Source organism: Acidithiobacillus sp. TH-A36 (assembly GCF_057473445.1).
In genome coordinates this window covers 1-10,103 of record NZ_JBYCKP010000405.1, presented here as the reverse complement: position 1 = coordinate 10,103, position 10,103 = coordinate 1, and the positions used below count along the sequence as shown (strand labels likewise).

Below are 10,103 nucleotides of genomic sequence, written 5' to 3'. Positions count from 1 at the left end.
TCAAGCGCATGCATTAGACCAACTATTGCAGGATAGCGGTGGGGTCATCTCTGCTGTACTACATATTGCACTGGATGATGAGGAGATTGTTGTGCGGCTTTCAGGACGGCGTGTCTGTTCTGGTTGTGGCGCGATTTATCACGAACGCTATCATCCTTCATTGGTCACTGCAGTATGTGATCAATGTGGGGGCAGTCTGGTCCAGCGTGAAGATGACCAGCCGGATGTGATCAGAAAACGTCTGGCGGTTTATCAGGCGGAAACAGCTCCTTTGATCGCTTATTATCACGATCGGCCAGCCTACCATCAGATTGATGGTCATGGTGAGGCGGATGAAGTGTTTGCCAGAATCGTGGAAGCGGTGAGGGAAAAAGATTAGATGTCTAAAGAAGATACTCTGGAGATGCAGGGCGAAGTCATTGAAAACCTGCCGAGTGCCACTTTTAAAGTGCGTCTCGAAAATGGGTATGTAGTGAATGCACATATATCCGGCAAAATGCGTATGCATTATATCCGTATATTGCCAGGAGATAAGGTGACTGTAGAAATGACGCCCTATGATTTAACCAAGGGTCGCATTATATATCGTGCCAAATAGGGGGATGTAATGAAAGTTCGGGCGTCAGTAAAAAAGCTCTGTCGTAATTGCAAGATAGTCCGTCGTAACGGTGTGGTGCGGGTCATTTGTGTAGAACCCCGTCATAAACAACGTCAAGGTTAAGGCGACTAAATTTATCAGTCTGTGGGGTCGACCCACTTAGTCTTTTGGAGGAATTGCGGATGGCCCGCATCGCTGGTGTTAATATTCCAAACAACAAGCAAATCGAAATTGCTTTGACGTATATTTATGGTATCGGCAGAACTCGTTCGCAGAGTATTTTGTCTGCAGCTGATATTGCTTTTGATATGCGCGTCAAGGACATCAGCGAACCCGAGCTGGAACGTATTCGGGCTGAGGTCGCCAAGTTTCTGGTGGAAGGTGATCTCCGTCGTGAGGTAACCATGAACATCAAACGATTGATGGACCTTGGTTGCTATCGCGGTATTCGGCATCGTCGTGGACTTCCTGTTCACGGTCAGCGTACCAAGACGAACGCACGGACACGTAAGGGTCCTGCCAAATCGATCACTCGTTAACTAGGAAGATTCCAGTAATGGCGAAAACTCAGACAAACTCCCGTGTGCGGAAGAAAGTAAAGAAAAACGTACTTGATGGAGTAGCGCATATATATGCGTCATTCAATAACACCATCATCACGATCAGTGACCGTCAGGGGAATGTCCTGACTTGGGCGAGCTCAGGTGGCTCCGGTTTCCGTGGGTCGCGCAAAAGCACCCCCTTTGCCGCTCAGGTGGCAGCGGAAAACGCGGGGAAAAAAGCACAGGAATATGGTGTCAAAAATCTGGATGTTGAAGTTCGCGGTCCTGGGCCCGGTCGGGAAAGTACCGTTCGTGCGCTGCATTCCATCGGCTTCCGCATTGCGAGTATTCGCGACGTCACGCCGATTCCCCATAACGGCTGCCGTCCGCCTAAAAAGCGGCGTGTTTAATTTTTAGGTGGAGGTAGTTAGTGGCTAAATATACGGGTCCCAGTTGTCGTTTGTGCCGTCGTGAAGGCGGCAAGCTCTTTCTGAAAGGTGAGAAATGCTTTTCGGACAAATGTCCGGTGAGCATTCGTGCCTATGCACCAGGCCAGCATGGTCAGCGTCGCGGAAGAGTAAGCGAATACGGCGGTCAGCTGCGTGAAAAGCAGAAAATTCGGCGCATTTATGGTGTTCTTGAAGGTCAGTTTCGCCGTTATTTCGAACGGGCCAGTCAGACCCGGGGAGTAACCGGTGAGAGCCTGCTGCGCCTTCTGGAGCTGCGTCTGGATAATGTTGCGTACCGGCTTGGATTTGGATCTTCGCGTGCGGAAGCCCGCCAGGTTGTTCGCCATGGTCATATTCTGGTTAATGGTCGCCGCGTGGATATTCCATCCTATCAGGTCCGTGCCGGTGATGTGGTGAGTGTGGCTGAATCTGCCCGTCAACATGTACGGATTGTAGCTGCGGTTGAAGCTGCCGGTGGTCGCGGATTCCCTGAATGGGTGAGCATGGATGCCGCCACACTCAGTGCAACAATTAAGGCCGTACCGGCGCGTGAAGATATCGCACCGGATTTGAACGAACAGGTCGTCGTGGAGTTGTACTCTAAGTAAGACCGGGGGTTGAGGAACGCTTATGACTGATGTTGGTGATTTGTTACGTCCGCAGGGCGTAGAAGTTGAAGAAATTTCCGCACGTCGTGCGCGCCTGTCTTTGGGCCCTCTGGAGCGTGGCTTTGGTCACACCTTGGGCAGTGGTTTGAGGCGTATTCTGCTCTCTTCGCTGAAAGGAGCGGCAGTGACCGAGGTGGAGATTGAGGGTGTTCTGCACGAATATTCCAGCATTGAAGGGGTGCAGGAAGATGTAGTAGATATTCTCCTCAATCTCAAAATGCTTGCAGTTCGCTCGCAGGGTCACAGTGATGTGATGGTTACTTTGCGCAAGCGTGGCCCGGGTTTGATGACCGGTGCAGACATTGTTTCTGAGCATGGTATTGAAGTGGCCAATCCTGATCAGGTCATTGCTACTTTGACTCGGGATGTAGAACTGGTCATGCATCTGCGGATTGACGATGGTCGCGGCTATGATGCTGCAGCTACACGGCGTCAGAATCATGAGAAACGTATTGGCGTGATGGCTCTGGATGCCAGTTTCAGTCCGGTTTTGAAAGTCAGTTATCAGGTCGAAAGTGCGCGTGTAGAACAGCGTACCGATTTGGATCGCTTGGTCCTGGATGTGGAAACCAACGGTGTCGTTGATCCGGTTTGGGCAGTTCAGGAGGCCTCACGGATTCTGCGTAGTCAGTTGGGCGTTTTGGCTGGTGCTGAAAATCAGCAGGAGCCTGAAGCTTCTCAGGTTCAAAACGGTCAGGATTTGATGCCCTTGCTGATACGTCCCGTGGATGACCTGGAGCTGACCGTTCGTTCAGCCAATTGTCTCAAAGCAGAAGATATTTTTTACATTGGTGATCTGGTTCAAAAATCCGAACAGGAACTATTGAAAGCTCCTAATCTCGGCAAAAAATCACTCACTGAAATCAAGGAAGTCCTGGTGGCCCATGGCCTCAGTCTGGGTATGCGTGTTGAAAACTGGCCGCCGGAGAACCTGCCGCCCATTTCCGGGCGCGGCGCAGACGTTGATGTTAACGGCTAATGTTCAGAATTTGGTAGAGGGAATGGGTTATGCGTCATCGCAAAAGTGGTAAGCAACTAAATAGAAATAGCAGCCATCGGCAGGCCATGTTTGCCAACATGATGGTGTCCTTGTTTCACCATGAGCGTATTGTTACGACGCTTCCAAAGGCCAAAGAGCTGCGTCGCTTTGCCGAACCGATGATAACCTTGGCGAAGGATGCCACGGTTGCCAAGCGTCGTCTGGCTTTTTCGCGCTTGCGTGATCGGCAGGCGGTGGTCAAGCTTTTTGATGATCTTGGTCCACATTATGCTGCGCGTCCCGGTGGTTATTTGCGTATTGTGAAATATGGCTTTCGTGCTGGTGACAATGCCCCTTTGGCTATTGTCGAGTTGGTCGACCGTCAGGCTGCCACCGCCTGATATCGCTTTACAAGGGCTTTTGAACCACAAATCGGTCCATGATGAAAATCAGGGCCGTTTTTTTGTGCCTTTTTTTAGGTTTCTGGCTACACATTAAACCTGACTACGTACTATGGTAATTTGGTATCGTTGTGCTTATTCTTCGGTACCCAAGCTAATAGGAGAAGTTTATGAAGAAGTTGACCCGTCGTGAATGGTTCCGGTCGAGTGGTAAGGTGGTTTTGGCGGCCGCAGTGGCACCGGCAGTGCTGTCCAATATCGCAGAGGCAGCAACCAGTAAAGCCAGTCAGGCCTCAGTGCAATATGTTACCCACCCCAACGGCAAGGAAATGTGCAGTAATTGCAAATTTTTTGTCGCTGGAGCCAAGCCCAACGAAGATGGCACCTGCAAGGTAGTGTCCGGTAAAATTAGTCCCCATGGGTATTGCGCTGTTTATATGCCGAAAAAATAGATCTCTGAATTATTGCTGTCCGGTACTGCCAAATCCGGCACTACCCCTCTCTGTGGTAGCAAATTTATCAACCACCAGAATTCCAGGGCGAATAACGGGTACCAAAACTATCTGCGCTACCCGTTCTCCCGGTTCAACGACGATTTCTTCATGACTGCGGTTCCATAGAGACATTTTTATGGGTCCCTGGTAATCCGCATCAATGAGGCCGGTCAGATTGCCCAAGACCAGTCCCTTATGTCCAAGACCTGAGCGGGGTAACAGGAGTGCAGTGATTCCAGGATCAGCGATGTGCATGGCAAAGCCTGCTGATACTAACTCCACGGTGTTTGGCGACAGACGCAAGGACTCATCCAGGCAGGCGCGCAAATCCATTCCGGCGGCGTCAGCGCTGGCATAATGGGGTAATGGCCATTGTGTACCAATGCGTGGGTCGAGGATGCGAATTTGTAAATTAGTCACGGGAATGATGAACCTCGCTGGCGAAGTGGATTTTGCTGATGTGGCGGATGAGTATTCTTGCCATATCAATTTTACGGCAAGCTGGAATTTCTATGTGCATTTTATCGTGGAGTAGGGTGCAGGCATTGATTTCACTGCCCATTCCAGACGTGCTGCTGCTGATGTCGTTGACAATGATGGTATCGGCCCCCTTGCGGGATGCCTTGGCGCGTGCTGAATCCAAGTGATCCCGGGTTTCTGCGGCAAAGGCAACAATGACGCGTGGGCGTTGGGGGTGACCATGGATGCTGGACACGATATCTGGATTCAGTGTCAACGCAATCTGCTCAGTCACTGCTGATTTGGGCGTTTTATGTGGGCTTTGCAGAGTGGGTCGATGGTCCGCAACTGCGGCATTGGCAATCAATAAATCCGTGGGTATTTCCAGACTATGCAGGCAGGCCTCGAGCATCTCCTGAGCCGAGGTGACATCTTCGCGCAGAACCCCGGGCGGTGTTGGTTCATGACTGGGGCCGCTGATGAGTCGTACCTGCGCACCAGCTTCGGCACAAGCCTGGGCCAGGGCAAATCCCTGTTTGCCGCTGGCCCTGTTGGTCAGTCCCCGGGCTGGATCCATGCTTTCCCAGGTGGGACCTGCAGTAATCAGTATTCGCTTTTCAGAAAGCGTTTTGCTGGCCAGAGCCAGGCGCAGTTGGCCAACTATCTGCTCTGGTTCCAGCATGCGTCCCGCGCCTGCTTCGCCACAAGCTAAAACCCCGGTATCAGGGCCCAGAAATTGGGCACCAAATTCAAGCAGTCGCTGGACATGCCCCTGGGTGGCAGGATGTAACCACATGCTGGCATTCATTGCCGGAGCAAGAAAAACGGGCGCGCGCGTGACCAGCAGCAGGGTACTGAGTAGATCATCGGCAAGACCCAGGGAAAAACGGGCAAGACTATTTGCTGTCACCGGCGCCACAATAATGGCATCCGGCCAGCGCGCCAGACGAATATGATCCATTGCGGCTTCATCCTCGGCCGCAAATAAATCCTGGCGTACCGGCTGACCACTCAGGGCCTGTAAAGTGATGGGCGTAACAAACTGCCTGGCGCTTTGGGTCATGACTACGCGTACTTCGGCACCGAGGCGCAGCAATTGGCGGACTATTTCCGGACTTTTATAGGCCGCAATGCTGCCACAAATTCCCATCAGAATTCGTTTGCCAGCCAGGGGCTCGGTCGTGTTGAATAGGGTTTCTATCATGATATTCCCAGTTTAAGGGATGGAGGGAGCAAATGGCTATTACTGATTGGCCGGTGGACGAACGGCCGCGAGAAAGATTATTACAGAAAGGGGCGCAAAGTTTGTCTGATGCCGAGCTTTTGGCGATTTTTCTGCGGGTTGGTGTGAAGGGTAAAAGTGCAGTGGATGTATCCCGGGAATTGCTGCAAATTTTTGGTGGGTTGCGGGCCTTGCTGACGGCTACCCGGGATCAGTTTTGTGCGCATCATGGTATGGGTGATGCGAAATATGCCTTACTGCAGGCGGTATTGGAGATGGGGCGACGGCATCTGGCAGAAGATTGGCAGCGGGGTAGTTGCCTGGACTCCCCACAGCGCGTTCGCCAGTATTTGTCGGCCAGTCTGCGCGATCGCGGCCGGGAAATATTCGCTGTCATATTTCTGGATCATCGCCACCGGGTGTTGAAGCTCGAAGAAATGTTTTTGGGGACCATAGATGCTGCGACAGTCCATATTCGCGAAGTGGTGAAGCGCGCGCTGGAGTTGAATGCGTCCGCCTTGATTGTCGCGCACAATCATCCTTCCGGCGTGGCAGAGCCGAGCTCTGCTGATCTTGCGCTGACCCGGCGTCTGGAAAGTGCCATGCAGTTAATGGAGTTGCGTTTGCTGGATCATTTTATTGTCGGTGAAGGTGAACCCTTGTCTTTGCGCGAGCAGGGGGGTTGGTGAATAAAAATAAACCCATCTGGCAGCGCGCACTCTATGCTCTGCGCGGGCTGAGGATTGCCGCACGGGAAGAAGCCAGCTTTCGCGCAGAATTATGGGCTGTGCTGGCGGCCGTGGCTTTTTTGCTTTGGGCGCAGGTCGCTTTATGGTGGTGGGGCTTGGCCCTGCTGTGGATGGCCATGCTGTTGGCTACCGAGTTATTGAATAGTGCAGTAGAGTCGCTGGCGGATCTGGTCAGTCCCGAATTTGATCCCCTGGTTGCTCGCGCCAAGGATTGTGGGGCGGCAGCGGTTTTTGTTTTGAGTAGCGTCGGTGTTGCTCTGCTGTTACTGATTTTGTGGCAGTATTTCCATGCTGGGGGTGGATAAGATGGGTGTTATTTTACCCGGTGCGCTGTTGCTGCCTATAATGACCGTATATGCGGGTTGCGGCGGGGCTTATGGAAGCCACGGACTGGCTGCCGGAAAATTGCAAAACGTAGGGAGAAATAATGGGTATTAACGCGGGCATTACCGTTATTGCCGTTGTCTTGATCATTATTATGCTGATCATTGCGGTGACTGCGGGCGTATTTATTCGGACTTTTTTGCGTTTGGAAAGATTGCTGGCCCGTGCTGAACAGGATGTTGGCCCCCTGATTTTTGAGCTGAAGTCGGCCTTGGTAGATATCAAGAAAATGACCCAGGTGGGGCGGGCGCAGATGAATCGGGTGGATTCCACCATGAAGTACCTCAGTCGGGAAATTATGGAAACCACCGAAACCCTGGTCCAGCCTGTACAGGAACTCGGTATGTGGTATCGGGCTTTGCGCACAGGCTGGCGCTATTTTTCACGCAAACGTTAAAGCCGGAAACGGCGAGGAGAAAAACCATGAGAAACGCAGAAGGTTTTGTAGTGGGGATTCTGGTAGGTGCAGTAGGCGCCTTGTTGCTGGCACCAGCCAGCGGTGCGGAAACCCGTCAGGAATTGCGTAAGGCGATGGACAAGGGTAGAGAGCGTTTTTACAACCTGGAATCTTTGGCGGAAGAACGCATTGCGGTGTTGATTGATGAAATCCAGGAAAAAACTGCTCGATTGATGGATGCCGGCGGAGATTTGATGGAATCCAAACGTGAAGATTTGCTGGAGGCTATCCAGGTAGCCAAGCGGGCTCTGGCCGACGAGCGGGACATTCTTACCAGAAGCACACGTGCCCGTCGGGAAGTGCTGTTGGAAGAAGAAGAGAACCTCTGATTTCAGTGTTCGACACGTGACTTTTTATGGTGTAATCAATCATTTCATGGTGCGGTTGCGGGTCGGGACGGCTATGATGTGCAGACCGAATTCTTAAGGAGATACAGATGGCTGATAAATTGTTGATGGTTATGGTAAACACCGATCCTTCCAACCCCCAGGAACTGGGCGCGCCGTTCTTTCAGGCTACCGTTGCTGCCGCAATGGATTTTGACGTGGAAGTGGTGTTGACCGCCCGTGCCGGTGAGTTGGCCAAAAAAGGCGTGGCGGAAAAAATGTTCGTGATGCCTGGCAGTCCCAAAAGTGTCTACGATTTCATCAAGGATGCCCATGAGGCTGGCGTAAAGTTTTTTGTCTGCACCCCGACGCTGGAATTGTGGGACTGCACCAAGGAAGATTTGATTCCTGAAGTATCCGACGTGGTCGGTGGCGCTTATGTGATTGAGCAGGCCATGGACGACGACGTGGTCACCTTTACGTATTGATGCCAAGATGACACCTACCCATTTGGGGCCCGCTGAACATCTGTTCAGCGCGGAAGAGGTGGAAGCGGCCATCCAGAGGATGGCCGTTGCCATTAATAAGGATCTTGAACATCTGACCCCACATCGCCCGGTGGTGCTGCTTTGTGTATTGACTGGCGCCATTGTCGTGGTGGGCCAGCTCATGCCGCATCTGCATTTTCCCATGACGCTGGATTGTGTGCAGGTCAGTCGCTACGGTTCAGAAACCAGTGGTGGCGAGTTGCAATGGCGTACGCGTCCCAAGGAGTCTCTCTCAGGGGCTGTTGTGCTCCTGGTGGATGATATTCTGGATGAAGGTATTACCCTCAAATCCATTCAGGACTATTGCATGGCAGAAGGTGCTGTGGCGGTGCATACGGCGGTGATGGTGCGCAAGATGCGGCCACGATCTGTTGACCTGCAGGTGGATTATGTCGGTCTGGAGGTTCCAGACCAGTTCGTGTTTGGCTATGGTCTGGATGCCCGGGGACTGGGACGTAATGCCCCGGGAATTTTTTTCCTCCCGGAGGATCGCTGAATGGGCGTGGTCGGCATTATTGGTGGAAGTGGTTTGACGCGACTCAATAACCTGCAGATCCGTAATCGTCGGGTGGTAAGAACACCGTTCGGTGAGGCTTCCGGCCCCCTGACTTTTGGTGATCTGGGCGGGCAGGAAGTGGTTTTTCTGGCTCGGCACGGTTACGGACATACCATTCCCCCGCACCGAGTGAATTATCGTGCCAATATCTGGGCCTTGCACCATGTGGGAGTGACCCATGTGATTGCCGTGGCGGCGGTGGGTGGTATCAGTGCAGCCATGCAATCCGGGGTGATATGTATTCCGGACCAGTTGATTGACTACACCAGCGGAAGGCCTGGCACTTTCTTTGAAGGTGGCGAAAGCATGGTGGTCCATATTGATTTTTCCGAACCCTACTGCGGACGTATTCGTGAACGTCTTTTAGAGGGGGCAAAGATTTCTGATGTGGGGGTGATAGATGGGGCTACCTATGCGGCTACCCAAGGTCCCCGTCTGGAAACCATTGCGGAAATTCGGCGCATCGAAAAAGATGGTGGAGATATTGTGGGCATGACTGGTGCACCGGAAGCGGTATTGGCCCGCGAGATCGGTCTTTGTTACGCACCCATATCGTTGGTAGTCAATCCGGCCGCTGGCAAATCCAGCGAGCCCATCACCATGGAGGCCATTGACGCCGTCATGCATGAGGGCATGGAAAGAGTCCGGGCGATTCTGGCCAGTACGGTGCCTCTGCTGGCTGATTGCCCGCAATGTGACTGCGGCGTTTCCGTAGGCCCGGAAGCACTTAAACATTTGCACAGTCGGCGCAAGTAACGAGCGGCTAAAAAAGGCAGATCGTCAGTCAGATCTGCCTTTTTAACTTTTCAGCGTAAAGTGACCAACTCTTCCGAGCTGGTGGGATGAATGGCGATCGTGTCGTCAAAATCCTTTTTGCTGGCGCCCATGCGTAAAGCCACTGCAAAACCCTGCAACATTTCGTCGACGCCATCGCCAATGGCATGCAAACCGACAATTTTTTCTTCCCGTCCTACGGTCACCAGTTTCATGGCGGTTTTTTCAGGGTCTTCGGAAAATGCCCGCAACATCGGGGTAAAACGGGTTTGATACACCTTGACGGCTTCATCCCCGTAAGTTTCCCGCGCGGCCGTTTCGCTGAGGCCTACCGTGGCGATGGGGGGATGGCTGAAGACTACCGTTGGCACCAGCGTGGCATCCAGGTGGCGTTCGGTCTGCTGGTTGAATAAGCGATCCGCCAGTCTTCTCCCGGCAGCAATAGCCACCGGGGTCAGGGCGGGAGCGCTGGTCACGTCGCCCAACGCATAAATGCC

General features: G+C 52.7%; 18 protein-coding genes and 1 pseudogene. 16 read left to right on the top strand and 3 right to left on the bottom strand.

The window, feature by feature from the left end:
- The 9 genes from AC2VLY_RS10585 to AC2VLY_RS10545 all read left to right on the top strand — a co-directional run.
- A partial coding sequence (locus AC2VLY_RS10585) for an adenylate kinase family protein (protein ID WP_486922231.1) occupies nucleotides 1–379 on the top strand: 379 nt, incomplete at its 5' end.
- Entirely contained in the window at nucleotides 380–598 is a 219-nt protein-coding gene (gene infA / locus AC2VLY_RS10580) for a translation initiation factor IF-1 (RefSeq protein WP_010639668.1), read from the top strand.
- 9 nt (nucleotides 599–607) lie between these two features.
- Complete coding sequence (rpmJ, locus tag AC2VLY_RS10575) at nucleotides 608–721, top strand: 50S ribosomal protein L36 (RefSeq protein ID WP_009568281.1); 114 nt, start codon at nucleotides 608–610, stop codon at nucleotides 719–721.
- Nucleotides 722–780: 59 nt separating this feature from the next.
- Nucleotides 781–1,137, top strand: coding sequence for a 30S ribosomal protein S13 (rpsM, locus tag AC2VLY_RS10570; protein WP_010639657.1), 357 nt, complete (start codon nucleotides 781–783; stop codon nucleotides 1,135–1,137).
- A 17-nt stretch (nucleotides 1,138–1,154) separates the two neighbouring features.
- A complete protein-coding gene (rpsK, locus tag AC2VLY_RS10565; protein WP_010639656.1) occupies nucleotides 1,155–1,550 on the top strand; it encodes a 30S ribosomal protein S11 in 396 nt (131 codons plus the stop codon).
- Between the two features lie 20 nt (nucleotides 1,551–1,570).
- Entirely contained in the window at nucleotides 1,571–2,197 is a 627-nt protein-coding gene (rpsD, locus tag AC2VLY_RS10560) for a 30S ribosomal protein S4 (RefSeq protein ID WP_193649851.1), read from the top strand.
- Nucleotides 2,198–2,219: 22 nt separating this feature from the next.
- Nucleotides 2,220–3,236, top strand: a complete 1,017-nt coding sequence (locus AC2VLY_RS10555) for a DNA-directed RNA polymerase subunit alpha (RefSeq protein ID WP_193649852.1) — start codon at nucleotides 2,220–2,222, stop codon at nucleotides 3,234–3,236.
- Between the two features lie 29 nt (nucleotides 3,237–3,265).
- Nucleotides 3,266–3,637 carry a 50S ribosomal protein L17 gene (rplQ, locus tag AC2VLY_RS10550; protein ID WP_193649853.1) on the top strand — a complete coding sequence of 124 codons (372 nt, stop codon included), beginning with the start codon at nucleotides 3,266–3,268 and terminating at the stop codon, nucleotides 3,635–3,637.
- Between the two features lie 170 nt (nucleotides 3,638–3,807).
- Complete coding sequence (locus tag AC2VLY_RS10545) at nucleotides 3,808–4,089, top strand: high-potential iron-sulfur protein (RefSeq protein WP_193649854.1); 282 nt, start codon at nucleotides 3,808–3,810, stop codon at nucleotides 4,087–4,089.
- A gap of 9 nt (nucleotides 4,090–4,098) precedes the next feature.
- Here AC2VLY_RS10545 and dut read toward each other — a convergent pair whose 3' ends face one another.
- Together dut and coaBC are read right to left on the bottom strand one after the other, a co-directional pair.
- A complete protein-coding gene (dut, locus tag AC2VLY_RS10540) occupies nucleotides 4,099–4,551 on the bottom strand; it encodes a dUTP diphosphatase (RefSeq protein WP_486892021.1) in 453 nt (150 codons plus the stop codon).
- The gene (gene coaBC / locus AC2VLY_RS10535; protein ID WP_486922230.1) at nucleotides 4,544–5,794 is read right to left on the bottom strand and encodes a bifunctional phosphopantothenoylcysteine decarboxylase/phosphopantothenate--cysteine ligase CoaBC; all 1,251 of its coding nucleotides are present in this window, start codon (nucleotides 5,792–5,794) and stop codon (nucleotides 4,544–4,546) included. The genes dut and coaBC overlap by 8 nt, the downstream gene beginning before the upstream one ends.
- A gap of 32 nt (nucleotides 5,795–5,826) precedes the next feature.
- Between coaBC and radC the strand changes: the two genes are divergently transcribed.
- From radC to AC2VLY_RS10500, 7 genes are all read left to right on the top strand, one after another.
- Nucleotides 5,827–6,501, top strand: a complete 675-nt coding sequence (gene radC, locus AC2VLY_RS10530) for a RadC family protein (RefSeq protein WP_193649857.1) — start codon at nucleotides 5,827–5,829, stop codon at nucleotides 6,499–6,501.
- Nucleotides 6,498–6,866 (top strand): diacylglycerol kinase, encoded by a 369-nt coding sequence (locus AC2VLY_RS10525; RefSeq protein WP_193649858.1) that lies wholly within the window; start codon nucleotides 6,498–6,500, stop codon nucleotides 6,864–6,866. Before radC ends, AC2VLY_RS10525 begins: the two co-directional genes overlap by 4 nt.
- A 122-nt stretch (nucleotides 6,867–6,988) precedes the next feature.
- Entirely contained in the window at nucleotides 6,989–7,342 is a 354-nt protein-coding gene (locus AC2VLY_RS10520; protein WP_010641456.1) for a hypothetical protein, read from the top strand.
- Between the two features lie 26 nt (nucleotides 7,343–7,368).
- Nucleotides 7,369–7,731 (top strand): YtxH domain-containing protein, encoded by a 363-nt coding sequence (locus AC2VLY_RS10515; protein ID WP_024894021.1) that lies wholly within the window; start codon nucleotides 7,369–7,371, stop codon nucleotides 7,729–7,731.
- A 107-nt stretch (nucleotides 7,732–7,838) separates the two neighbouring features.
- Nucleotides 7,839–8,216 carry a DsrE family protein gene (locus AC2VLY_RS10510; protein ID WP_010641460.1) on the top strand — a complete coding sequence of 126 codons (378 nt, stop codon included), beginning with the start codon at nucleotides 7,839–7,841 and terminating at the stop codon, nucleotides 8,214–8,216.
- 7 nt (nucleotides 8,217–8,223) lie between these two features.
- Entirely contained in the window at nucleotides 8,224–8,772 is a 549-nt protein-coding gene (locus AC2VLY_RS10505; RefSeq protein ID WP_193649859.1) for a hypoxanthine-guanine phosphoribosyltransferase, read from the top strand.
- A complete protein-coding gene (locus AC2VLY_RS10500) occupies nucleotides 8,773–9,588 on the top strand; it encodes an S-methyl-5'-thioinosine phosphorylase (protein WP_075322151.1) in 816 nt (271 codons plus the stop codon). It begins immediately after the preceding gene.
- Nucleotides 9,589–9,638: 50 nt separating this feature from the next.
- On the opposite strand, the pseudogene AC2VLY_RS10495 reads toward AC2VLY_RS10500, so the two are convergent.
- Nucleotides 9,639–10,103, bottom strand: a pseudogene (locus AC2VLY_RS10495) (glutathione-disulfide reductase); the annotation flags it as partial.